We start from the raw sequence: 22,658 nt of genomic DNA, 5'->3' as shown, positions 1-22,658 counted from the left end.
GGACTACCCGCCGGCGACCGGGCCGGCCGGCCTGCCGGCGACCGGGCCGGGCGTGCCGAGCCGCGCCGGCTGAGTCCGGGCGTGCCGGAGCAGGTCCTCCACGGCGTCGAGGACCTCGCGCACCGTTATCTCGGCGACGAACGACTCCCGGTGGTCGCAGGTGCTGCCGCCGCCGGGCCGGTCCGGGTAGAGGTCCCGGGTGCAGTCCAGCCCGCAGACCGGGCAGTGGACGGTCCACGACTCCAGCGCCCGGTGCCGGCCACGCACCCCCGCCGCACAGTTGATCAGGTTGCCGATCCAGTAGATCCCGACCGTCGGCGTCCCCACCGCCGCCGCCAGGTGCACCGGGCCGGTGTCGTTGGAGACCACCACCGCACAGTCCGCGAAGAGGCCGGCGAGGCCGCCCAGCGACAGCACGCCGACCAGCGGGCGGACCGGGGCACGCGCGGCGGCGCGGACCGCCTCGACCACGTCGCGTTCGGCCGGCGTACCGGTGACCAGCACCTCGAACCCGTCGGCCGCGAGCCGGTCGGCGATCTGCGCGAACCGGTCCGGCGGCCAGCGGCGCCGGGAATCGCTGGCACCCGGATGCAACACGGCCCGCGGGGCGGCCGGAACGCCGACGACCGCCGCCGCCTCCTCCCGGTCGGCGGTGGTGACCCCGATCGACGGGGTCAGCGTGACCGGCTCCGCGCCGACCAGGGCGACCGCCTCCAGATAGCGGACGACCTCCGGTTGGTAGTAGACGTAGCGGAGCCAGCGGTCCAGCGGCGGCGCGTCGGGGGCGCGCAGGCCGGCGGTCAGCCCGGCGCCGAGCCGGCGGACGAACGGGTTGCTGTTGCGCCCGCCGCCATGCAGTTGCAGCACCAGGTCGAAACCCTCCCGCCGGGTGAGGGCCGCGAAGCGCGCCTCCTGCCCGGCCGGATCGGGTTCACCGGGGACCGGCCCGCGTACGCCGCCGGTCGGCGGCACGACGACCACCCGGTCCACCGGACCGGGCCGGCCGGTGAGCCAGTCCGCGTGCCAGGGGGCGCCGAGCAGCACCAGCTCCGCCCCCGGGTACGCGGCCCGCAGCGCCTCCAGGGCCGGCAGCACGAAGATGAAGTCGCCGAGGGCGTTGGCCCGCAGTACGCCGATCCGGCGTACCCCCTCGACGAGGCCGGTGCCGGTCACCAGCCGATCTGCCCGCCGGCGGTGGGAAACGACACGTCCGGCCGGTGCATCTCCCGGTCGGCGACCGGATCGGGGATCGTGACCGGACCGGGTGGGGACTTCGGCTCGGGTGGTGGTGTCCGCGCCGCCGGCTCCGGTCGCGCCCCGGCGGGCCGCTCCGGGTCGTACTGCCGGCGGCCGACGACGATCGTACGGCGCAGCACCCGGGTGCCCCGGGGCAGCGTGACGGTGAGCAGCCCGTGGTCCATCACCGCGTCGACCCGGGACAGGTCCACGTCGGCGGGCAGGTCGATCCGGTGCTCGAAGGCCCGGCTGGAACCGGCGCCGTCCGGAATGCCGTTGTCGGCGTCGACCTCCTCCGGCGTCCGGGCGCGAACGCACAGTTCCCGGTCGTCGAGTTCGACGGCGACCTCCTCGGGCGCGACACCGGGCAGCCGTACGACCACCGTGTAGCCGCCGTCGGTCGGGGTCATCTCCGCGTCCGAGCGGCCGATCCGGCCACCGGTCAGCGTCGCCAGCACCCGGTTCAGCCCGGTCCGCAGCGTCCGCAGGTCCTCGACCGGATTCCAGCCCCACTCGGGGCGCGCCTTCAGCAACGACTGGTTCACCGGTCGCCCCCTGCGCGACCGAGCCGGGTGGCGGACAGCGAGTTGGGGGCGTTCAGGTCGGCCGCCCGGTCGACGCCGACGCCGAGCCGGTCGACGAGTTCGCCGCCCAGCCACGCGGCCACCCCGGTGCCGGCGATGGCCACGATCTCGATGGCCAGCAGCCCGCCGCCGGCCACCCGCTGGTCGGCGGCCGTCCGGACCACCCAGACGCCCGCGAACAGCAGGATCATCGCCGTGTTGACCAGGGCGTGCATGACCCCGATCCGTTTGGCCCGGGTGTTGCGCGGGATGGCCCGCAGGTCGACCGCCCCGGCGCCGGCGGCGAGGATGCCGCCGATCAGGCCGACACTGATGTTCCAGTACGCGACCTCGCCGAGGATCCGTGGTCCGCCAGCGACGTCGATGACATCGAAGATCACGGCGGTGACGAACAGCCCGACCGGCAGTGTCACCAGCATTGGATGGACCGGATGGCCCAGCACCTTGAGACGGCTTTCCATTGGTCGTTCTCCCAGCCTCGGCCGGCGCGGCCGCGACAGCCCCGGCGTGGGCCACTGCCGTACCCGTCGAGGGGAGACACAAACGCGGAGGTGGCCCGCTCTCCGGTCGGAGAGCGGGCCACCCGCGTGTCGAAACGGTCGTTCGGCCCTCGGGGAGGTCAGTCCTCGGGGGTGGTGAGCACGACCCGCCGGCGCCGGGCGAAGTACGCCGCGACGACGCCACCGATCAGCAGGAGCAGGCCGACGGTCACGATGCCCGTCGTGGCGGCACCGGTGACCGGCAGGCCCGGGTCGTCGCCGCCACCGCCGCCACCGGCCGGGGGCGCGTCGTCGACGTGCACGGCCCGCTTGGCGGTGTCTGCGGTGATCGGGCTGTTCGCCTCGAAGTAGGCGACCAGCATGGTCAGGTCGTTGTCACCGGTGGTGGTCCGGTTGGTGCCCTCGCCCAGCGCGGCGAAGTTGTCACCGCCGGACGCCAGGAACGAGTTGATCGTCACCCGGTAGGTGCCGGCCGGGTCGATGGCGGTGCCGTTCAGCGTCATCCGGACGATCCGGCTGCCGGCGGCGGCGTCCGGGTCGAAGACGTAGCTGAAGCCCTTCGAGACGCCGAGGTGCAGGTAGGGGCGGCTGGAGCCGGCCGGCTGCCACTGCTGCTCCAGCGCCGACTTGATCTGCGCGCCGGTCAGGGTCACCGTGACCAGGTCGTTGGCGAACGGCTGGACGGCCGCCAGATCGGCGTACGTGACCACGCCGTCGTCGCCCTTGAGCAGGTCGTCCCGCAGGCCGCCCGGGTTCATGAAGGCGATCTGGGCGCCACCACGGCCGTCGGCCTTGGTCTGCTCGAACTGCACGTCGGCGATGAAGTTGCCGAGCGTCGACTCGGCGCCACGGTTCTCCGAGCCGTCGGCGTTCTTGGCCCGGGTGATGTCGGCGGTGATCTCGCCGACCTCGACCAGCCCGATCACGTCGGCCTCGGCCTTGGCCTTGGCGACCAGTTCGGCGACCGCCGGGTCCGGGGTGATGCCGCTGACCGGCACGTTCTCGGCCTCGATCGCGGTGACCGCACCGTCGGTGACGGTGATGTTGAGCTGGCCGAGCAGCGCACCGTACTGGCCGGACTGCAGGACCACCCGCTCGTGCCCCAGCCCGGTGACCGGGTAGGAGCAGTTGTACTCCCGGTGGGTGTGCGCCGAGACGATGGCGTTGATGTTCGCGCTCGCGCCCTTCACGATCTTGCCGAAGTCGGTGGCCTCATTGGCGACCCCGGCGCAGTCGGTGGCCTCGGAGCCCTCGTGGGCGAGCAGCACGACGAGGGCGGCACCCTCGGCCTTGAGCTTCGCGGCGACCCGGTTGGCCTCGGTCGTCGGGTCCTTGAACTCGATGCCGGCGATCCCGTCCGGAGACACCAGCGACGCGGTCTCCTCGGTCACCACGCCGACGAAGCCGACCTTGACCCCGTCGACCGTCTTGACGAACGACTCCTCCAGCGCCGGCGAGCCGCCCTTGTAGACGTTCGCCCCGAGGTAGGGGAAGTTCGCCAGGTCGTTCACCCGGCCGTCGAGGTCGGCGAAGCCCTTGTCGAACTCGTGGTTGCCGACCGCCGACACGTCGAGGTCGATCGCGTTGAGGAATTCGAGCGTCGGCTTGTCCTGCTGCACGGCGGAGATGAACGGCGAGGCGCCGATGTTGTCGCCGGCGGAGACCACGAGCGTGTTCGGGTTCTCCGTACGCAGCGAATTGATCAGGCCGGCAAGCTGGGCGGCACCGCCGACGGGCGGGGTGGCGGTGGTGGCCTCCAGGCGGCCGTGAAAGTCGTTGAAGCCGAGAATCTGGATCTCGGTCGTGGCCGGGGCGGCACTCGCGGGTGTCGCCATCGCACCCATGGCGAGCAGCGCGGCGCCGGTCGCCGCGCCGAACGCGCGCAGGGGTGACTTGCGCATGAATCCTCCTGTTGCCGCGCCGGTCCACCGGATCGACAGCCGCCGGTGCCGACGCGTGACGCGGCCCCGATGGTGCGGGGCCGGGAGTCGCGGGTGAAGACGTCGACCGTCACGATCGGGAATCTCGGCGCGCACGTCAAGACGGAGCGCTGTTACGGCTGGTTGCGATACTCGACCAAAGCCTTCAAGGCTGACAGAGCCGACATAGCGCACCAATGACCATTTAGGAGGTTCCATCCGACCGGAAAGCCGGACCAACCGGTAGCGTCGCGCCCGATCCGCGCTCAACCAGTGACCTTCATAACTAACTGGTAACAAGAATGGATGGCCGGCAAGCGCGATGAACGATACGCCAACGCGCCGTGAACCGGGTGCCCGGTGGCATCAAAAAGCGCCCCACCGACCGGTGGGGCGCTTCATCTGGAGCCGCCTAACGGAATCGAACCGTTGACCCCGATATTACGAGTATCGTGCTCTACCGACTGAGCTAAGGCGGCACGCGCGCATGCTGGTGCACCGCGCCGGACCAGTGTACGCGACCCGACGACCGACGGGCGCACCGCACCCCGCACAGCGGCTAGGCTGCCGATCCGTGACGGATGACCGCGCCACACCACCCCCACCGGTCGAACCGAACCACGACGGGCGCCCCCGGCCGCGCAGCCTCGACCCGCACGAACTCGGCTTCACCCCACGCGGGCCGGTCCCCTGGCTCGGCCCGTTCCTGCTGCTCAGCACCGGTCTGCGTACGCTGCTGGCGATCCTGTTCGGCGCCTATCTCGACAAGCGCGAACTCCAGAACGCGTTGCCCGGCGACGTGCTCGAAGAGGCCGGCACCGACGGCGAACTCTGGCTCGACTACGTCGCCGACCTCGGTGACGGCTTCGACGCCACCTATTCGGTGGCGTACCTGCTGGGCCGCCCCGAGCTGGAGATCGACGGGCGGCAACTGCCGCGCGGCCAGGTGCTGCTGATGGGCGGCGACCAGGTCTATCCGACCGCGAGCGGGTCGGCGTACGAGGACCGCTGCAAGGGGCCGTACCAGGCAGCGCTGCCCGGCAGCGCCGAGCCCCGGCCGAGCCTCTACGCGGTGCCCGGCAACCACGACTGGTACGACGGGCTGACCGCCTTCCTGCGCCTGTTCACCCGGCACCGCGACGCCAGCATCGGCGGCTGGCGGACCAAGCAGTCCCGCTCGTACTTCGCCGTCGAACTGCCGGCCAACTGGTGGCTGTTCGCCATCGACGAGCAGTTCGGGGCATACCTCGACGATCCGCAGCTCAGCTATTTCGAGAAGGCCGCCACCCGGCTCGGCCCCGACGACCGGGTCATCCTCGCCGTACCGGCACCGACCTGGGTCAAGGCCGTCGAGGAACCGCAGGCGTACGACGCGGTCGACTACTTCATCCGTACCGTCATCAAGCCGACCGGGGCGCAGGTCCGCCTGATCGTCTCCGGCGACCTGCACCACTACGCCCGCTACTCCGGCCCGGACCGCGAGCTGGTCACCTGCGGCGGCGGTGGCGCCTACCTCTACCCCACCCACAAGCTGCCGGAACGGATCGAGGTGCCGCCGCGCCGCACGCTCGCCCGCCGGTCCAGCACCACGCAGGAGTACGACCTCGCCGCCCGCTACCCGACCGCGCGGAAGTCCCGCCGGCTCGGCTGGGGCATCTTCGGCAAGCTGCCGCTGCGCAACCCCGGCTTCACCACGTTGCTCGGCGGACTCCACGCCCTGCTGCTGCTCGCCATGACCAGCTTCGCGGAAGAGCGGGTCAGCGGCACCGAACAGCGGCTCTTCAGCATCCCGCTGGCCCTGGTGCTGATCACGACCCTGCTCGGCGCGGCCCTGTTCGCCAAGCCGCCGAGCGCGTCCGGCAGCCGCCGTACGCCGCACTGGATCCTCGGCACCGCCCACGGCCTGGCGCACATCGCGCTCGCCATCGGCGGCACCCTGGTCTGGCTGCGGCTGCCGTTCCACGACTGGGCATGGCCGCTGCCACTGCTCGTCGCCGCCCTGCTCTACGCGCCGGTGGCCGGGCTGGTGGCCAGCCAGGTGACGGCCGCGTACCTGCTGGTCGCCAGCAAGTTCAAGGTCAACCTGAACGAACTCTTCGCCGGGCAGGGCATCGAGGACGCCAAGAGCTTCCTGCGGCTGCACATCGCGGCCGACGGCACGCTGACCGGCTATCCGGTCGCCGTCGACAAGGTCTGCCGCCGCTGGCGGCCCAACCCCGACGGCCCGTACGACGCGCCGTGGCTGGAGCCGGAAACCCCGCTGACCGTACGGCTCGCCGAGGAGCCGTTCACGATCCGCTGACGCGGCCGGGCGCCCGGTTCAGCCGTAGTGCTCGTCGTGGGCCTTTCGAGGACCGCAGACCGAGGCGCGGCTGCACGAGCAGCGGGAGCCGTCGGCGTCCAGCCGGACCGTGACCGAGTCGCGCGGGACGCTGTGCGCGACCACCCGCCCGTCGCCCTCCGGCGTCGAAACCCGGGATCCGATCGACGGTGCGGAAGCCTGGAACTGCTGGTAGAGCGGGTGTTCGTACTTCAGGCAGCACATCAGCCGGCCACAGGCGCCGGAGATCCGCAGCGGGTTGAGCGGCAGGTCCTGGTCCTTCGCCATCCGGATGGTCACCGGCTCGAAGTCGTTGAGGAAGGTGGCGCAGCACAGGTCGCGCCCGCAGGACCCGATGCCGCCCTGGACCCGGGCCGAGTCGCGGGCGGAGAGCTGCCGCAGTTCCACCCGGCAGTGCAGGGTGGCGCCGAGGTCGCGGACCAGGGACCGGAAGTCGACCCGGTGCGGCGCGGTGAAGTAGATCGTGGTGCGGGCGCCGCCACCCGCCGACGGGCCGCCGGCCTGGTCGAGCGTGTGGTCGACCGCCACCACCTTCATCGGCAGCCCGTGCTCGCGGATCAGCCGCTTCGCGGCGACCTTGGCCTCGGCCTTCCGCTTGCGCTGCGTCTCGTCGCGGCGCAGGTCGCTCTCGGTGGCCATGCCGGCCAGCCTGGGAAAACCGGTGGTCTCCTCGTCGACCCACTGGGCGGCCCAGACGCACTCGGCGACCTCGGTGCCGTCGTCGGTGGGGACCAGCACCTTGTCACCGACGACGGGGTGCAGGTCGCCGGGGTCGAGGTAGTAGAGGCGCCCGTATCGGTTGAAGCTGACGGCGCAGAGCATCCCCATGCACCACACCCTACGACGGACACGGGCAACCGGAGAACACTGACCATTCGGACGATCCGCGCTGACCGTATGAATGGGACTTACTTTTTGTCCGCAACCCGAGGGCGGGGCCGTCGTTGGGATCGATCAGTAGACACCGTCTGACGCGGTGCCGACGGCATACCGCCGTATGCCGTCGCCCCCTGGTTCCCGGTCACCGGAGGATGTCGATGACGGACGCCCAGTCCGCCCGTACCACCCTGCCCAAGCGCAGCCGGCGCCTCGCCGGACTCACTGTCGCCGGTCTCGCCGGCGCCCTGGTCAGCCCCGCCCTGGCGATAACGCCCGCGGCCGCGGACCCCGTGTGCGCCAATCCCGCCGCGTACGGCGCCCTCGCCAGCGCCGAACTGGTCAAGCTCGGCCTGCTCGACCTGCGTCCGCTCGGCCTGCCTCTCGGCCCGGTCGCCGACGTACGGCTGGCTTCGGCCAACTCCGGGCTCAACGCCCAGGCCGAAGTCAACTCGGGTGCCGCGGCCCGACTGCTCGAAGCCGACCTGCTCGGCATCGACCTGCCGCTCGGCCCGCTGACCCGGCCGCTGCACCAGCAGGCCCCGCCGACCAACGCCGAGCCGGCCACCCGCTCACTGGCCCGAGCCGACCTCGGCGTGCTGTCGCTCGGCGTCGGCGAACTCAAGGCCCACGCCCAGTGGGACGAGGCGATGGCCTGCGGAAAGAAGGTCGGCCAGACGACACTGTCGTCGGCCAGCATCGCCAGCGCCAAGGTGCTGCCCGGCCCGTTCGGTCGGGCACTGGTCAGCGTGCCGAACAACCTGTCGAGCACCAGCACCACCGGCCTGGCCGAAGAGGGCGGCGCGGTCCGCTCGGTCGGCGCCGCCTCGATCGGGGTCAGCGAGGTGCGGCTCTTCGCCGGCTCGTCGTCCGAGATCGTGGTCAAGGTGATCAAGCCGCCTACGCTGCGGGTCACCACCGCCGGTACGCGGGACAGCGCCACCGTGCAGTACGACGCGCCGATCCTGGAGATCTCCGCCGCCGGCATCGCCTCGGCCCGGATCGAGTCGCCCGGCGAGTACGTCGACCTGGCCCTGCCGGCCCGCGCCCTCGGACTGCCCGGGGCACGGGCGGCCGCCGAATCCGGTGACGTGCCGCTGGTCGGCAGCAACCCGCTCGACGGCCTGCTGAAGGAACTCGACCCCGACCAGGCCCGCACCGGCGCCGCCGCCGGACCGCTCGCCCTGCCCGGCGTACCCGGGCTGCCCGGCCTGCCGGACCTGCCCCCCGCCGGAGAGATCATCGGTGGCATTCCGGAGCGGCTGCCCGTGCTCGGCGGCGACCTCGCGCTCGTCCGCCTGTCCGTCGGCAAGCTCGAACAGCGGATCACCGACCAGGCCGTACACGCGAACGCCGCCTCGCTGCGCCTGCAGGTGCTGAGCGGCCCACCGAGCCGGGACACGAACGGAAACACCGAACGGCGCAGCGTCGTCGACGTCGGAGTTGGCCTGCTCCAGGCCGCGGCCGTGGCCCCCGTACCGGCGGCCAGCCCGAGCCCGTCCACGCCCCCGCCGAACGCCGGTGGTGGCGGCGGCCTGCCGGTCACCGGCGTGAACGTCGGGGTGGTGGCGGGCGCCGGCCTGCTGCTGCTCGCCGGTGGCGGCGGTCTGCTGGTCGCCAGCCGGCGGCGCCGTACGACCTGATTCCTTCCCCCGCCTTCGGGCCGCACACGTCCCCGGTGTGCGGCCCGAAGGGCTTACTCGAGGTGCGACCCGAAGGGCTTACTCGAGGTCAGTACGCGGACCGCCAAATAGTTGGCACCTCAGCCGGTACCGCACGGTACCATTCATCGTATGGCGACCATTTCTCTGCGCGAATTCCGGGACGGCGCGGGGCGCATCCTGGAAAGCCTCGAACGCAACCAAGAGCCGGTGATCATCACGAAGTACGAGCGGCCGGTGGCCGTCCTGATCGGCATTGAGGAGTGGGAGGAACTGGAAGCGTTCCGGGACCGGAAGGACTCCGAGGCGATCGCCCGGTCCCGTGCGGACGGCGAGTTCGTCCCGCTGGCCGCCGCTCTGGAGTCGCTCGGTGTCGACCCCGAAGAGGTACAGGCGTTACTCGCCGACCGGGGGCGCGCGGCCGCATGAAGGTCGAGGTCGATCGCGAAGTGCTCGTCTGGCTCCACAAGCAGCCACGCAATGTCTTCTTGACCGTGCTCGGCGCGATGCTCGAACTCGTCGCCGACCCGCAACCGCCGAACTCGACCGCCATGCGGGACGGGTCGGGCCGGCGGCTCCGGGTGGGTGACTACCGGATCGTCTACCGGATCGACGGCGACACGCTCACCGTGCACGCGGTCGGGCACCGCAAGGATGTCTACAACTGATCCGCCGTGGCACCGGCTCCCGCCGTCCGGTCAGAGCGGGAGGCGGAGGTCGGTGTGGTGGCCGGGCGGCGGGTCCGCAGGGGCCCGGTAGGGCACTTCGGCCAGGCCGGACGCGTGCCGCCGGAGCAGGGCCTCGCCGCTTTCGTACACGTCGGCCACGGCCTGGAGCAGGACTGTGCCGACGCGCGCCGCGGCGAGCGCGTCGTCGCTGTCCGGGCCGGCTCCGGCCGGAGCCGCCGCCGTCAGGGTGACCGCTTCGGCGCAGGTCAGCACGGTAGCCAGGGTACGGGCCAGCGTGGCCCTGCTCCCCGCCAGCCATTCAGCGACCGCTTCGGCGTACGTCGCCGTCGCCGCCAGCCGGCCGGTCAGCCCGTCCGGGTCGTCGGACAGGTGGGTGGCGAGCGCCGTACGGTGCGCCTCGAAGCTGTCGGCACCGCCGCCCGTCCAGTCGACGCCGCGGGCGACGGCGGCGTGGCCGCGGGCGTAGCCGGGGCGCAGGTCGTGCAGCGCGGACCCGGCGGTGGCCAGCGGTGCCGGGTCGAACGCGGCGACCGCGCGGACCGCCTCGCCGGGCAGGGCCCGTAGGCGGCGCAGCAGTGGCCAGACCGGGTCGCCGTCCGGGGCACCGGATCGGGCGAGGATGTCGTCGACCCGGACGAGCAGTCCGGCGCCGGCCCGGACGAGCTGGTCGAGCGCGTCCATCAGGTCTCCTCGGGCTGCCGCCGGCGGGCGGCGTCGTCGGTGTCCGTGTAGTGGCCGGCGAGTTGGCGCAGGGTGTCGGCGACCTCGGCGAGGCGGGTGGCGGCGGTGGTGGCCTCGTCGCAGCGGGCGCCGGCCGCGACGAGCCACTGGTCGCGCAGGTCACGGGTGAGGTCGCCGAGCCGGCCGGGGCCGGGCGGGCCGAGGTCGGCGCCGGCGGCTCCGGTGACGGCGATGCGGCGGGCCGCGTCGGTCAGGTTGCCGGCCGCCGCGTCGAACCGGTCGGCGGCCTGCTGCAGGCTGTCCATTCAGGACCTCCCGAGCGGCGGGTAGTCGGTGAACGTCTCGGCGTGCAGCTTCTCGCGGGCCCAGCGGGCGGCGTCGGCCGCGGCGGTGACCGCCGCGTGGATCGAGCGGGCGACCTCGGTGTTGGCCCGGTTGTGGAGCGTGCCGGGGATGCGGACATCGGTGATGACGCCGGCGGCGGTGACGACGACCTCGATCAGCCCGTCGGGCGAGCGCACGGTCACCTCGACGCCCTGCACCGCCTTGTCGAACTCGGCCCGGAGTGACTCGATGCGGCGGTGCCGCTCGACCGCCTCCTCGATCCATGCCTCGTCGATCTCGCGCGCCATGCACAGGCTCCTCACCCGATGTGCCGCTCCGGTTGCGGTACGGCACCGAACCGTACCGGTCGGGCTGCGGTTGCGATACCCCGTGGCCGTCGAGCCCGGGATGGCCGGTGGACGGTCAGCCGCGCCAGAGGGCGAGCATCATCGCCTCGACGGCGATGCGGGGTTTCACGTTGGCCCCGATCGCCTCCCGGCAGGCGAGCACCGCCTCCAGGCGGCGCAGCGTGCTCTCCGGGGTCCACTTCTCGGCGGCCGCCTCGGCAAGCGGTGCGGTGTCGGTGTGCACCGGGGCGACCGGGGCGCGCAGCAGGGTGGTGAGCACGTCGCGGTAGAAACCGGCCAGGTCGACCAGGGCCCGGTCGAGGGCGTCGCGCTGGGCCCGGGTGGCCCGCGACTTCTGCCGGCGTTCGAGTTCCTTGATCTGTCCGGCGGAGCCACGGGCCGCGCCGGCGGCGCCCCGGCCGGTGCCACCGGCACCGAGCGCGGTCTCCAGTGCGGCCCGCTCGGCGGCGTCGGACTCGGCGACCGAGGCGGCCGCCTCGGCCTCGGTGGCCTCGATGAGTGCCGAGGCGGCGTCGAAGCAGGCGCCGACGCTGCTGAGCCGGCGGGGTACGGCGAGCACGGCGTCGCGGCGCTTGCGGGCCTCCGGGTCGCGGGCCAGCAGCCGGGCCCGGCCCACGTCGCCCTGGGCCGCCGCGGCGGCCCACCGCGCGACCTCGGCGTCGATCCCGTCGCGGGCCCCGAGGACCGCGGCGACCGCTTCGGCGGGAGGCTGGCGCAGCGGGACCAGCCGGCACCGGGAGCGGATGGTGACGGAGATGTCGTCGGGGTGGGTGGACGGCGTGCAGAGCAGGAACACCGTCCGTGGTGGCGGCTCCTCGACCGCTTTGAGCAGGGCGTTGCCGGCCGCTTCGGTGAGCCGGTCGGCGTCGGTGACGACGACCACCTGCCAGCGGCCGCCGGCCGGGGTGCTCGCGGCGCGCAGCACCAGGGCGCGCATCTCGCCGACACCGATCGACAGCCCCTCGGGCACCACGAACCGTACGTCGGCGTGGGTGCCGGCGAGCGTGGTGTGGCAGCCGGTGCAGTCGCCGCAGCCGGTGCCGTGGACGCATTCGAGGGCGGCGGCGAAGGCCCGGGCGGCGACTGTGCGGCCCGAACCGGGCGGCCCGGTGAAGATCCAGGCATGGGTCATCGCGCCGGTGCCCGGGCCGGCCGCGCCGTTTCCGTCGGCACCGTCCTCGTGGGCGGCCCGGACGATGCCGGCCGCGTCGGCGGCGGCCCGGCGCAGGGTTTCGACGGCCTCGTCCTGGCCGACGAGTTCGGCGAACACGCCGAGGCTCATCGGCCCGCCTCCACCGCGTTGTCCGCCATCGACATCCGATCGTCCTGGGGCGGCTTCGGCGGCCGGACGGGCTCGGTCTCGCCGTCCGCGCGGGTCCGGTCGCCGGGATCGGTCCCGTGACCGGCGAGCAGTTCGGTGACCCGGGCGGCGACCGCCCGGGCGATGTCGTCGGCCGGCAGTGCGGCGTCGAGCACCAGGTAGCGCTTCGGGTCGGCGGCGGCCAGGTCGAGGAAGGCGTACCGGACCCGCTCGTGGAAGGCGACCGACTCGCTCTCCAGGCGGTCGGCGGCCGTGCCCCGCCCGGCGGCCCGGGCCAGCCCCACCGCCGGGTCGACGTCGAGCAGGACGACCAGGTCGGGCTTGAGCCCGCCGGTCGCCCACGACGACAGCCAGGAGACCTCGTCGACCGGCAGGGTACGGCCGGCCCCCTGGTAGGCCAGTGACGAGTCGACGTACCGGTCGCTGACGACGACGGCGCCCCGGGCGAGGGCGGGCCGTACGACGGTGGCGACGTGGTGGGCCCGGTCGGCGGCGTAGAGCAGCGCCTCGGCGCGGGGCGAGGGGGCCGACGGGCCGCTCCCGTCGGAGAGCAGCAGGGTACGGATGCGCACGCCGATGTCGGTGGCACCGGGTTCCCGGGTCACCACGACCTCGTGCCCCTGCTCGCCCACGGCGGCGGCCAGCCGGTTGACCTGGGTCGACTTGCCGGCGCCCTCGCCGCCCTCGAAGACGACGAACAGGCCGCTGCGGGCGAACGACTCGCCGACCGACAGCGGCCGCCCCCGGACCGAACCCCACAGGTCGGGCAGCACCGGCACCCCGGGCTTGTCGTCCATCTGCCGGAAGGCGCTGATGCCGGCGAAGATGCCGAAGACACCGGCGGCGAGCAGGAGCAGGCGGGTCGACGAGATCGAGATCCCGAGATCGGCGATCCGCAGCTCGCGGGAGCCGCCGACCCCGACGAGCAGGCTGCTGAGCGAGATGGCGAGCATCAGCACGATCCGGGTACCGGTCTGCACGACGGCGAAGACGCGCCCCCGGACCTCGTCGGCGATCTCGCCGCCGAGCAGGGTGGTCCCGGCCAGGAACGCCATGCCGGCGCCGGCGCCGACCAGGATCGCGCCGAGGATGGCCATCGACAGGTGGATCGCCGCGGCGAGCAGGAGCACCGAGGCGCTGGCGAGCACGATGCTCATGCCGAACCAGCGGCGCCGGGACAGCTCCCGGATGACCATCGGGCCGAGGCCGATGCCGATCGCCAGGCCGACGAAGATCGAGCCGAAGAGCAGGTAGAAGGCGGCGTCACCGGCGCTGAGCGAGTTGGTGAAGAAGCGGGCGGTGCCGATGACGATGCCGCCGCCGGCGAAGGCGCCGAAGATGCCGAGGACGAGGCCGCGGACCAGCGGGGTCTTGCCGATGAACCGCCAGCCCTCGACGAACTGCTTCATCACGCTCTGGCCGGGGCCGTCCGGCCGACCGCCCCGGCCGCTGATCTCCTTGATGCCGAAGAAGACGACGAGCGCGGTGGCGAGCCGGGACAGCGAGTTGAAGTAGAGGGCCAGCTGTGCGGGTTCGACCCAGGCCGGCGGCTCGCCGGAGGAGATGCCCCGGACCGTCCGGTCGAGGGCGGCCAGGACGGCGGCGGCCAGGACCGGGGTGATGCCGTACGTGGTGATCAGGGTGAGCTGGTTGGAGACCTCCAGCCGGGCCCGCGGGATCAGGTTGGGGACCGCGGCCTCCTTGGCCGGGATCCAGATCAGCGTGACCGCCTCGATCAGGAAGGTGGCGACGGCCGCCCAGGTGACGGTGACGCCGCCGCTCGCGCCCAGGAGCGCCACCAGCGGGATGGAGGCGAACAGCACGAACCGCAGCAGGTCACAGATGACCATCGTGTAGCGGCGGTCGAAGCGGTCGGCGAGGATGCCGGCGATCGGGCCGAGGACGAGGGCCGGCAGCAGGCGTACGGCGATGACGCCGCCGAACGCGAGGCCCTTGGCGGCGTCGCTCTCGACCTGGGTGGCGGCGAAGACCGAGGTGGCGAGCAGGCCGAGCCAGTCGCCCAGGGAGGCGACCCCCAGCACGGCCCAGAGCCGGCGGAACGGGCGAATCCGCAGCACGGACCGTAACGCCGGCAGACCGGACATCTCCATCCCGGCCGAGGACTTCGCCTTCCCGGTGGATGCCGACCTGTTGTCTCCGGTCTGATCGCCGTCTGCCGAGCCGCTCGCCTGCGTGTCGATGGCCGTACCTCCGCGTGCCGGCCCATCGCTGGGCTCCCCCGGATGACACTCTAACGGCGGGGCCCATCAGGCCGGTCCCCGACATTCCCCTGATCGGCCGGCCGAAGCGGCGCAACGATGATTAATACACGAAGGTATTTCGCATTGATCGGCGGCCCGCTAGCGTGCTGTCGTGCCCACCGAACGTGACCTGCTGCGCGACCGGCTCGACCGGGCGACCGCGCACCTCGACCCGCCGATCGCGGTGATCGACCTATCGGCCTTCGACGCCAACGCCGCCACGCTCGCCCGGCAGGCCGGCAAGCCGCTACGGGTGGCCAGCAAGTCCGTACGCAGCCGGGCCCTGCTCAGCCGCGCGCTGGCCACGCCCGGCTGGCAGACGGTGATGGCGTACACGGTGGCGGAGGCGATCTGGCTGGTCCGCACCGGCGTCACCAGGGACGTGCTGGTGGCGTACCCGAGCGCGGACCGGCAGGCGCTCGCCGAACTGGCCGCCGACGGCGACCTCGCCGCCGCCGTCACGATCACCGTCGACAGTGTCGAGCAACTCGACGCGGTCGACGCCGCCGCTCCCCCGGCCCGCCGGCCGGAGATCCGGGTCTGCCTCGAACTCGACGCCTCCTGGCGGCCGCTCGGTGGGCGGCTGCACCTGGGGGTACGCCGTTCGCCGGTGCACACGCCCGCGGCGGCCGGCACGCTCGCCGCGCTGATCACCGCCCGCCCCGGGTTCCGGCTGGTCGGGCTGATGGCGTACGAGGCGCAGATCGCCGGGCTGGGCGACATGCCGCCGGGGCAGGCCCTGCGCGGTACGGCGATCCGGGCGGTGCAGCGCCGGTCGTACCGGGAACTGGTGCGGCGCCGGGCCGCCGCGGTGGCGGCGGTACGCGACCACGCCGACCTGGAGTTCGTCAACGGCGGTGGCACCGGCAGCGTCGCCGCGACCGGCGCCGACAGCTCGGTCACCGAGGTCGCCGCCGGCTCCGGCCTCTTCGGGCCCACGCTGTTCGACGCCTACCGGGCGTGGCGGCCGGCGCCCGCCGCGTTCTTCGCCCTGCCGGTCGTACGCCGCCCGGCGCCACGGGTGGCGACCGTGCTCGGCGGCGGCTGGATCGCGTCCGGGCCGGCCGAGGCGAGCCGGCTGCCGACACCGTGGCTGCCGGCCGGGCTGCGGCTGACCGGCACCGAGGGGGCGGGCGAGGTGCAGACCCCGCTGACCGGGGCGGCCGCCGACTCGCTGCGGGTGGGCGACCGGGTGTGGTTCCGCCACGCCAAAGCCGGTGAGCTGAGTGAGCACGTACGCGAGCTGCACCTGGTCGACGGCGACCGGATCGTGGACACGGTGCCGACCTACCGGGGCGAGGACCAGGCGTTCCTCTAGCGGGTGGCCGGGCGGGCGGCACGGCCCGCCGGCCGGTCAGGTGGTGCTGACGTCGACGTGCCGGTGCAGGTATTCCCGGATCAGTGCCTTGGCCTCGCCGAGCACCTCGTCGTCGCCCTCGGGGTCGCGCCGGAACGCCAGCTTGATCAGGGCGTCGGCGGACTCGACCGCGATCTCCAGCGCGAAGCGCAGACGCGGCTCGTCGGCCACCCCGAACTGCTCGACCAGCACCCGGGCCAACTCCTCGGCGATGACCGCGTTGTTGTCGCGCTCGTCGTCGAGCAGGTGCACGTCGACGATGTCGCCGAAGTGCAGGGTACGGAAGCCGGGCAGCGACCGGTGCATCGAGATGTATTCGTCGATGCCGGCGTCGACGCCGTCCCACCAGTTCTCGAGGTCGCCCTGGCCGAATCTGGCGGACAGCCGCTGGAGGTACGCCTCCATGTTGCGCAGGGTCAGCGCCTGCACGATGGCCCGCTTGTCGGGGAAGAACTGGTAGACCGACCCGATCGCGACCCCGGCCCGCTCGGCGAGCAGGGTCGTGGTCAGGCCGTCGTAGCCGACCTCGTCGACCAGGACGGCGCAGGCGTCGAGCATCCGCTGGACCCGGGCCACGCTGCGTCCCTGCACCGGCACCCGGCGCAGGGGTCCGGCGGTGACGGTAGATGTCGCCACTCGTCGCCACTCCCTTTCAAAGATCGGTCGTCGGTCGTTCCGGATGAGAACGTCACCAGGATCAACGAACGACCCGCATCGACGGTGTTTACTCATATCAGTGGGCCTGATATGAAGGCTACTCACGTTCTCTGGGCGGACTCCGGAGGGTCCCATGCGAGGCACCGTCACAACGGGGTCCACGACCGGCAACACCTGGTCGAACTGGGCCGGCAACCAGCACGCCACCGCCGCCTCGGTACTCATACCGGGCAGCGTCGATGATGTAGTCGCCGCCGTCAATGCCGCCGCCGTCGCCGGCCAGCGGATCAAGCCGGTGGGCTCCGGACACTCGTTCACCGACATCGCCCGCACCGACGCACACCGCATCGACCTCACCCGGCTCGCCGGCCTGGTCGGGGTCGACCGGTCGGCCCGGCTGGTCACCGTACGGGCCGGCACCCGACTGCGGGCGCTCAACGAACTGCTCGCCGAGCACGGGCTCGCCATGCCCAACCTCGGCGACATCGACGAACAGACGATAGCCGGCGCGCTGGCCACCGGCACCCACGGCACCGGCGCCGGCTACGGCTGCCTGTCCACCTTCGTCGAGGCGCTGACCCTGGTCACCGGCACCGGCGCGGTGCTGCGCTGCTCGACGGCGGAGAACCCGGACGTCTTCGCCGCCGCCCGGGTCGGCCTCGGCGCCGTCGGGGTGCTGGTCGAGGTCACCCTGCGCTGCGCCGACGCGTTCGTGCTCCGGGCCCACGAACGGCCCGCACCGCTGCCGGCCGTACTCGCCGAACTCGAGACGTACGTCGCCGGCAACGACCACTTCGAGATGTACTGGTTCCCGTACACCGACCGGGTCCAGGTCAAGACGAACAACCGGGTGCCCGCCGACGACCAGCCGCTGCCCCGGCTGCGTGGCTGGCTCGACGACGAGTTCCTGTCCAACACCGTGTTCGCCGGCGTCTGCCGGCTCGGCCGTGCCGTGCCCCACCTCGCGCCGACGCTCAGCTCCGTCTCGGCCCGGGCGCTGACCGCCCGCACCTACACCGCCCGCTCCGACCGGGTCTTCTGCACCCCGCGCCGGGTCCGGTTCACCGAGATGGAGTACGGCCTGCCCCGCGCCGCCCTGCCCGAGGCCCTGGCCGCCCTCCGGAAGATCGTCGACGGGCTGCCGTTCAAGGTGCTCTTCCCGGTGGAGGTGCGGTTCACCGCCGCCGACGACATCTGGCTGTCGCACGGCTACGGACGCGAGTCGGCGTACGTCGCCGTGCACCAGTACGTCGGCATGCCGTACGAGCCGTACTTCCGGGCCTTCGAACAGGTCGCGCAGGCACTCGGCGGTCGGCCGCACTGGGGCAAACTGCACTACCGCGACGCCGCGTCGCTGCGGCCGGCGTATCCCCGTTTCGACGACTTCCTGGCCGTACGCGACCGGCTCGACCCGCGCCGCATCTTCGCCAACGACTACACGGCACGGGTGCTGGGCGCCTGACGGCGCCCGGTCACTCCGCCGCTGGCTGCCCGGCGGCCGCCTTCTTCGGCGCCGCCTTCTTGGCCGGTGCCGCCTTTGCCGTCGCCTTCTTCGCCGCCGTCTTCTTTGCCGCCTTGCGCGGTGCCGCCTTCTTCGCCGGCGTGCCGCCGTCGGCCGCCGCCTTCTTCGCGGCCGTCTTCTTCGCCGTGGCCTTCTTCGGCGCCGGCCCCTTCGCCCGCTTCTCCGACAGCATCTCCGACGCCTGCTCGATGGTCAGCGCCTCCGGCGTCTGCCCCCGGCGCAGCGAGGCGTTGGTCTCGCCATCGGTCACGTAAGGGCCGAACCGGCCGTCCTTGATGACCAGCGGCTTGTCGGTCAGCGGGTCGGCGCCCATCTCCCGCAACGGCGGGGCGGCCGCCCGGCGCTGCCGGGTCTTCGGCGCGGCCAGCAGGGCCAGCGCCTCGTCGAGGCTGACCGTGAAGATCTTGTCTTCGGAGTCCAGCGACCGGTAGTCGTCGCCGCGCTTGACGTACGGGCCGTAGCGACCGGACGCGGCGAACACCTCCGCCCCCTCCGGGTCTGCCCCGACGAGCCGGGGCAGGCTCAGCAGGCGCAGCGCTTCGTCGAGCGTCAGCGCGTCCGGCGACTGCGTCTTGAACAGCGAGGCCTTGCGGTCCCCGCTGGCGACGTACGGCCCGAACCGGCCGGACTTGAGCACGATCGGCTCACCGGTGTCGGGGTGCTCGCCCAGCTTCCGCTCGCCGCCCCCGCCGAGGAACAGCTCGTTGACCTTCTCCGGGGTCAGCTCGTCCGGTGCCACCCCCTCGGGGATGGACGCCCGGTCACCGGTCGGCCCCTCGCCGCCCTCGCCCTCGACGACCGGCGCCGCCTCCGCACCCGGCAACGCCCGCTGCAGGTACGGCCCGTAGCGGCCGACCCGGACCACGACGTCGCGGCCCTCGTCGTCGCGGAACAGCGGGATCGAGTTGACGCTGCGCGCGTCGATCTCGCTGAGGTTCTCGGTGACCAGCCGCTTCAGGCCGCCGGCCCGGGCGATCGAGTCGTCGCCGGCCACCTCGCTGCCGAAGTAGAACGACGTGAGGAAGTCGACCGCCGCCGAGTCGCCGCCGGCGATCTCGTCGAGCTGGTTCTCCATCGCCGCGGTGAAGTTGTAGTCGACCAGCCGCGGGTAGTGCCGCTCCAGCAACCCGACCACGGCGAACGCCAGGAACGACGGGATCAGTGCCTGGCCGCGCTTGAAGACGTAACCGCGGTCCTGGATCGTCTGCATGATCGACGCGTATGTCGAGGGCCGGCCGATGCCCAGCTCCTCCAGCGACTTGACCAGCGACGCCTCGGTGTAGCGCGACGGCGGCGAGGTGTGGTGCCCGGTCGGGGCCAGTTCGTCGGCGGTTAGCGGCTGGTCCTTGGCCAGCTTCGGCAGCCGGCGCTCGGCGTCCTCGGCCTCGGCGCTCTCGTCGTCGCTTGACTCGACGTATGCCTTCAGGAAGCCCGGCTCGGTGATCGTCTTGCCGGTGGCGCCGAAGTCGGCCTCCTCGCCGGCCGTCGACACCGCGCGGATCCGCACCGACACCGACATGCCGACCGCGTCGGTCATCTGCGAGGCGATCGTCCGCCGCCAGATCAGCTCGTAGAGCTTTCGCTCCTCGGTCGACAGCTCGTTCGCCACCTCACCCGGGGTGCGGAAGTTGTCGCCGGCCGGGCGGATCGCCTCGTGCGCCTCCTGGGCGTTCTTGACCTTGCCCGTGTAGCGGCGCGGCTCCGGCGGGACGCTGCCGGCGCCGTACAGCTCGGTGATCTGCCGGCGGGCCGCGGCGATCGCGGTCTCCGACAGGTTGACCGAGTCGGTACGCATGTAGGTGATGTAGCCGTTCTCGTAGAGCCGCTGCGCCGTACGCATCGTCTGCTGTGACGAGAACCTCAGCTTGCGGGCCGCCTCCTGTTGGAGGGTGGAGGTGATGAACGGCGCGTACGGCCGGCGCCGGTAGGGCTTCTCCTCGACCCGGGTGACGGTGAACGGGCGGCCGTCGAGGCGGGCGGCCAGCCCGCGGGCGCCGTCGCCGTCGAGGTGCACCACGGACGCGCCGGGCTTGACCCGGCCGGTGGTCGGCTCGAAGTCCTTGCCGGTGGCGATCCGGTCGCCGCCGAGAGCGACGAGGGTGGCGTGGAAGGTGCGCGGGCCCTCACCGACGTCCTTCGCGTCGACCGCCAGGGTGGCCAGGATGTCCCAGTATTCCGCGGTGCGGAACGCCATCCGCTGGCGCTCCCGCTCGACCACGATCCGGGTCGCCACGGACTGCACCCGGCCGGCCGACAGCCGCGGCATGACCTTCTTCCACAGGACCGGGGAGACCTCGTATCCGTACAGCCGATCAAGGATTCGGCGGGCCTCCTGGGCGTCGACCAGGTGGCGGTCGATCTCCCTCGGGTTGGCCACGGCCGCCTGGATGGCCGGCTTGGTGATCTCGTGGAAGACCATCCGCTTGACCGGCACCTTGGGCTTGAGGGTCTCGACCAGGTGCCAGGCGATCGCCTCGCCCTCGCGGTCCTCATCGGTGGCGAGGAAGACCTCGTCGACCTCCTTGGCCAGCTTGGTCAGCTTCGCGATCTGCTGGCGCCGGTCGGCGGAGACGACGTAGAGCGCGGTGAAGCCGTTGTCGACGTCGACGCCGAGCCGCGCCCACGGCTCCTTCTTGAACCTGGCGGGCACGTCGGCGGCGTTGCGGGGCAGGTCACGGACGTGGCCCAGGCTGGCCTCGACGACATACCCCGGGCCCAGGTAGCCCGAGATCGTCTTGGCCTTCGCCGGGGACTCGACGATGACCAGACGGTTGCTCCTGTCGTTACTCGGCACGTCTCTCCCTGACCTCGACCTCGTGTGCCGCCCGGCTGACCCGCCGTGCAGGCAGACGTCCAACGTAACCCGCGTTCCGGCCCGAGGCCGCGCGGGCGGTCAAACCTCCCTCACAAACCGCCCCTGACCGGGTGTGGAGCGCCGCCCGTGGCTCATCCGACGGACGGCGACACCGTACACCTATGAACAACGTGACGGCGCCCACCGCACCGGAGATAGGCCGATCTCACCAGGCTACGGAAAGCCACCGTACGGATGCGGTTGGTGTTCGAGGACCGCCCGCGATCAGGGCAGATGACTGCGAATCCCGCGCAACCGCACCCCGACCCGCAACAACCATCTACTGTCGTGAATTAGACAGTTGGGTCGGGCCACTCGGCCACCGGGGCGGCTGGCGGGCGGTCACCGACCATCTCCGCCAGCCGGCGCAGGCGCCGACGCCCGGTGATCCGGTATGCCGGACCGCCGCCCCCGCCACCGATCAGGGCCGCCGGCAGGCCGACCGCCGCCAGCGCACCTCCCACCGGCTCCCAGCAGCCCTCGTCACCGGCACCCAGACGCAGCACGAACCCGGTCGGCTCGACCGCGCCGGCCGCCGCGACCCACAGCCGCAGCCGCCGCCCGTTGAGATGCAGGCCACCCGGCGGCTGCTTCACCGCACCCCGCAGCCAGGCCCGCCCGAGCGGAGCGAGAGTCGTCGCGTACGACGTACGCACGACGAGCCGATCGTCCGGCGCCGGCTCCCAGGTCGCCGCCAGCCCACGGGCCGCGAACTCGGCGACCAGCACGTGCACCCGCCAGGCCGCGTCGACGGCGACCGACACCCGCGCCGTGCCACCCATCCGCACCACCTCACCCGGCCCGGCCAGCAGGCCGGCCAGGTCGGCCGGCGACGGCTCCGCCGCCTCCACCCCGAACAGCGAGAGCTGCCGAACCGGGTCCGACGACCCCGGCATCCCCGCGGGAGGAGGCGTCAGCGACACTCCGGGACCTCGTCGAAGGCCCGCGTCAGCTCCTCGGAGTTGAGCCTGCTGGTGTCCAGCGCGCTCTCGTCGTACTCCTTGTTGAGCACGTCGACGGCGGCCCGGACACCGGCGTAGAAGGTCTCCGGCGCCCCGGTGGTGGCCAGTGCGTCGATCGTCGTCCTGGCCCGGCCGTAGGCGTCGCGAACCGCGGTGAGCGACGTGACGAAGCCCCGGGCGACCACCTCGCCCTGCTCCACGTCGGGCACCCCGGCCTGCTCGACCTTGGACCGGGCGGTCTCGCTCGCCTGCTCGGCGCCGCCGAGCAGGCGTACCAGGTTCTCTTTGGCCTGTGCCGGCGTGGTCATCGCGGTCATCTGCTGCTGGGTCCGGCTGGTGAGGTTGTGGATCTCCGTTCGCCACGGGCCGAGCGCGTCGCAGACGGCGGCCGCCCAGGCCCTGGGCGCCGGAGCGGAGGAGCAGCCGGCCAGGACCGCGAACGCGGCCACCACCGCCGTGAAGACACCGACGGTCGTCGCCCGGGACCTACGCATGCGAAGCAGCGTACGGCCTGACGGCCAGCCAGGAGCAGTGTGATCACGGCC

The 22,658-nt window shown here is 72.6% G+C and carries 20 protein-coding genes and 1 tRNA gene; 6 read left to right on the top strand and 15 right to left on the bottom strand.

Going from position 1 to position 22,658, the window contains the following annotated elements:
* Positions 1 to 3: 3 nt before the first annotated feature.
* The 5 genes from QCD66_RS01785 to QCD66_RS01765 all read right to left on the bottom strand — a co-directional run bounded on the left by QCD66_RS01785 (position 4) and on the right by QCD66_RS01765 (position 4,718).
* Positions 4 to 1,176, bottom strand: coding sequence for a glycosyltransferase family 9 protein (locus QCD66_RS01785; RefSeq protein ID WP_375734998.1), 1,173 nt, complete (start codon positions 1,174 to 1,176; stop codon positions 4 to 6).
* Positions 1,170 to 1,781: an Hsp20/alpha crystallin family protein gene (locus QCD66_RS01780; protein WP_375734990.1), complete on the bottom strand. Its 612-nt coding sequence runs from the start codon at positions 1,779 to 1,781 to the stop codon at positions 1,170 to 1,172. Before QCD66_RS01780 ends, QCD66_RS01785 begins: the two co-directional genes overlap by 7 nt.
* Positions 1,778 to 2,281 (bottom strand): DUF2231 domain-containing protein, encoded by a 504-nt coding sequence (locus QCD66_RS01775; protein WP_375734991.1) that lies wholly within the window; start codon positions 2,279 to 2,281, stop codon positions 1,778 to 1,780. Before QCD66_RS01775 ends, QCD66_RS01780 begins: the two co-directional genes overlap by 4 nt.
* Before the next feature lie 158 nt (positions 2,282 to 2,439).
* Positions 2,440 to 4,221, bottom strand: coding sequence for a bifunctional metallophosphatase/5'-nucleotidase (locus tag QCD66_RS01770; RefSeq protein WP_375734992.1), 1,782 nt, complete (start codon positions 4,219 to 4,221; stop codon positions 2,440 to 2,442).
* A gap of 421 nt (positions 4,222 to 4,642) precedes the next feature.
* A tRNA-Thr gene (locus QCD66_RS01765) sits at positions 4,643 to 4,718 on the bottom strand.
* 95 nt (positions 4,719 to 4,813) lie between these two features.
* Here QCD66_RS01765 and QCD66_RS01760 point away from each other — a divergent pair.
* Positions 4,814 to 6,541 carry a metallophosphoesterase family protein gene (locus QCD66_RS01760; protein ID WP_375734993.1) on the top strand — a complete coding sequence of 576 codons (1,728 nt, stop codon included), beginning with the start codon at positions 4,814 to 4,816 and terminating at the stop codon, positions 6,539 to 6,541.
* An 18-nt stretch (positions 6,542 to 6,559) separates the two neighbouring features.
* Here QCD66_RS01760 and QCD66_RS01755 read toward each other — a convergent pair whose 3' ends face one another.
* Positions 6,560 to 7,408, bottom strand: coding sequence for a regulatory iron-sulfur-containing complex subunit RicT (locus tag QCD66_RS01755; RefSeq protein WP_364214595.1), 849 nt, complete (start codon positions 7,406 to 7,408; stop codon positions 6,560 to 6,562).
* Positions 7,409 to 7,617: 209 nt separating this feature from the next.
* Here QCD66_RS01755 and QCD66_RS01750 point away from each other — a divergent pair, with 209 nt between their 5' ends.
* The 3 genes from QCD66_RS01750 (at position 7,618) to QCD66_RS01740 (ending at position 9,785) form a co-directional block, all read left to right on the top strand.
* Positions 7,618 to 9,099 carry a hypothetical protein gene (locus QCD66_RS01750; protein WP_375734994.1) on the top strand — a complete coding sequence of 494 codons (1,482 nt, stop codon included), beginning with the start codon at positions 7,618 to 7,620 and terminating at the stop codon, positions 9,097 to 9,099.
* Between the two features lie 150 nt (positions 9,100 to 9,249).
* Complete coding sequence (locus QCD66_RS01745) at positions 9,250 to 9,546, top strand: type II toxin-antitoxin system Phd/YefM family antitoxin (protein ID WP_364214601.1); 297 nt, start codon at positions 9,250 to 9,252, stop codon at positions 9,544 to 9,546.
* Positions 9,543 to 9,785 (top strand): type II toxin-antitoxin system RelE/ParE family toxin, encoded by a 243-nt coding sequence (locus tag QCD66_RS01740; RefSeq protein WP_375734995.1) that lies wholly within the window; start codon positions 9,543 to 9,545, stop codon positions 9,783 to 9,785. The genes QCD66_RS01745 and QCD66_RS01740 overlap by 4 nt, the downstream gene beginning before the upstream one ends.
* Positions 9,786 to 9,815: 30 nt before the next feature.
* Here the strand turns inward: QCD66_RS01740 and QCD66_RS01735 are convergent, their stop codons facing one another.
* The 5 genes from QCD66_RS01735 to tmk all read right to left on the bottom strand — a co-directional run bounded on the left by QCD66_RS01735 (position 9,816) and on the right by tmk (position 14,542).
* Complete coding sequence (locus tag QCD66_RS01735) at positions 9,816 to 10,487, bottom strand: hypothetical protein (protein WP_364214607.1); 672 nt, start codon at positions 10,485 to 10,487, stop codon at positions 9,816 to 9,818.
* On the bottom strand, positions 10,487 to 10,792 hold the full coding sequence (locus QCD66_RS01730) for a hypothetical protein (RefSeq protein ID WP_375734996.1): 306 nt from the start codon (positions 10,790 to 10,792) through the stop codon (positions 10,487 to 10,489). The genes QCD66_RS01735 and QCD66_RS01730 overlap by 1 nt, the downstream gene beginning before the upstream one ends.
* Positions 10,793 to 11,119 (bottom strand): YbaB/EbfC family nucleoid-associated protein, encoded by a 327-nt coding sequence (locus tag QCD66_RS01725; protein WP_375734997.1) that lies wholly within the window; start codon positions 11,117 to 11,119, stop codon positions 10,793 to 10,795.
* A 115-nt stretch (positions 11,120 to 11,234) separates the two neighbouring features.
* Complete coding sequence (locus tag QCD66_RS01720) at positions 11,235 to 12,461, bottom strand: DNA polymerase III subunit delta' (protein ID WP_364214616.1); 1,227 nt, start codon at positions 12,459 to 12,461, stop codon at positions 11,235 to 11,237.
* Positions 12,458 to 14,542 carry a dTMP kinase gene (tmk, locus tag QCD66_RS01715; RefSeq protein WP_375736405.1) on the bottom strand — a complete coding sequence of 695 codons (2,085 nt, stop codon included), beginning with the start codon at positions 14,540 to 14,542 and terminating at the stop codon, positions 12,458 to 12,460. Before tmk ends, QCD66_RS01720 begins: the two co-directional genes overlap by 4 nt.
* Positions 14,543 to 14,873: 331 nt before the next feature.
* Here tmk and QCD66_RS01710 point away from each other — a divergent pair, with 331 nt between their 5' ends.
* A complete protein-coding gene (locus QCD66_RS01710) occupies positions 14,874 to 16,079 on the top strand; it encodes an amino acid deaminase/aldolase (RefSeq protein ID WP_375736398.1) in 1,206 nt (401 codons plus the stop codon).
* 36 nt (positions 16,080 to 16,115) lie between these two features.
* On the opposite strand, the gene QCD66_RS01705 is transcribed toward QCD66_RS01710, so the two are convergent.
* Positions 16,116 to 16,676 carry a TetR/AcrR family transcriptional regulator gene (locus QCD66_RS01705; protein ID WP_375736406.1) on the bottom strand — a complete coding sequence of 187 codons (561 nt, stop codon included), beginning with the start codon at positions 16,674 to 16,676 and terminating at the stop codon, positions 16,116 to 16,118.
* A 232-nt stretch (positions 16,677 to 16,908) separates the two neighbouring features.
* Between QCD66_RS01705 and QCD66_RS01700 the strand changes: the two genes are divergently transcribed.
* A complete protein-coding gene (locus QCD66_RS01700) occupies positions 16,909 to 18,237 on the top strand; it encodes a D-arabinono-1,4-lactone oxidase (RefSeq protein ID WP_375736399.1) in 1,329 nt (442 codons plus the stop codon).
* A 10-nt stretch (positions 18,238 to 18,247) separates the two neighbouring features.
* On the opposite strand, the gene topA is transcribed toward QCD66_RS01700, so the two are convergent.
* From topA to QCD66_RS01685, 3 genes are all read right to left on the bottom strand, one after another.
* Positions 18,248 to 21,091, bottom strand: coding sequence for a type I DNA topoisomerase (topA, locus tag QCD66_RS01695; protein WP_375736400.1), 2,844 nt, complete (start codon positions 21,089 to 21,091; stop codon positions 18,248 to 18,250).
* A gap of 353 nt (positions 21,092 to 21,444) precedes the next feature.
* A complete protein-coding gene (locus tag QCD66_RS01690) occupies positions 21,445 to 22,047 on the bottom strand; it encodes a hypothetical protein (RefSeq protein ID WP_357538199.1) in 603 nt (200 codons plus the stop codon).
* Positions 22,048 to 22,064: 17 nt separating this feature from the next.
* A complete protein-coding gene (locus QCD66_RS01685) occupies positions 22,065 to 22,607 on the bottom strand; it encodes a hypothetical protein (protein ID WP_364214631.1) in 543 nt (180 codons plus the stop codon).
* Positions 22,608 to 22,658 lie beyond the last annotated feature (51 nt).

Origin of the sequence: Polymorphospora sp. A560, from assembly GCF_045781765.1 — a bacterium.
Classification (GTDB): domain Bacteria; phylum Actinomycetota; class Actinomycetes; order Mycobacteriales; family Micromonosporaceae; genus Polymorphospora; species Polymorphospora lycopeni.
The sequence above is the reverse complement of the archived record's forward strand: the minus strand, read 5'-3'. Positions and strand labels throughout refer to the sequence as shown.

Coding starts and splice junctions, on each gene's coding strand:
- QCD66_RS01775 (WP_375734991.1), bottom strand. CDS start 2,281: ATGGAAAGCCGTCTCAAGGTGCTGGGCCATCCGGTCCATCCAATGCTG.
- QCD66_RS01770 (WP_375734992.1), bottom strand. CDS start 4,221: ATGCGCAAGTCACCCCTGCGCGCGTTCGGCGCGGCGACCGGCGCCGCG.
- QCD66_RS01755 (WP_364214595.1), bottom strand. CDS start 7,408: ATGGGGATGCTCTGCGCCGTCAGCTTCAACCGATACGGGCGCCTCTAC.
- QCD66_RS01750 (WP_375734994.1), top strand. CDS start 7,618: ATGACGGACGCCCAGTCCGCCCGTACCACCCTGCCCAAGCGCAGCCGG.
- QCD66_RS01745 (WP_364214601.1), top strand. CDS start 9,250: ATGGCGACCATTTCTCTGCGCGAATTCCGGGACGGCGCGGGGCGCATC.
- QCD66_RS01740 (WP_375734995.1), top strand. CDS start 9,543: ATGAAGGTCGAGGTCGATCGCGAAGTGCTCGTCTGGCTCCACAAGCAG.
- QCD66_RS01735 (WP_364214607.1), bottom strand. CDS start 10,487: ATGGACGCGCTCGACCAGCTCGTCCGGGCCGGCGCCGGACTGCTCGTC.
- QCD66_RS01730 (WP_375734996.1), bottom strand. CDS start 10,792: ATGGACAGCCTGCAGCAGGCCGCCGACCGGTTCGACGCGGCGGCCGGC.
- QCD66_RS01725 (WP_375734997.1), bottom strand. CDS start 11,119: ATGGCGCGCGAGATCGACGAGGCATGGATCGAGGAGGCGGTCGAGCGG.
- QCD66_RS01720 (WP_364214616.1), bottom strand. CDS start 12,461: ATGAGCCTCGGCGTGTTCGCCGAACTCGTCGGCCAGGACGAGGCCGTC.
- QCD66_RS01705 (WP_375736406.1), bottom strand. CDS start 16,676: ATGCTCGACGCCTGCGCCGTCCTGGTCGACGAGGTCGGCTACGACGGC.
- QCD66_RS01700 (WP_375736399.1), top strand. CDS start 16,909: ATGCGAGGCACCGTCACAACGGGGTCCACGACCGGCAACACCTGGTCG.
- QCD66_RS01690 (WP_357538199.1), bottom strand. CDS start 22,047: ATGCCGGGGTCGTCGGACCCGGTTCGGCAGCTCTCGCTGTTCGGGGTG.
- QCD66_RS01685 (WP_364214631.1), bottom strand. CDS start 22,607: ATGCGTAGGTCCCGGGCGACGACCGTCGGTGTCTTCACGGCGGTGGTG.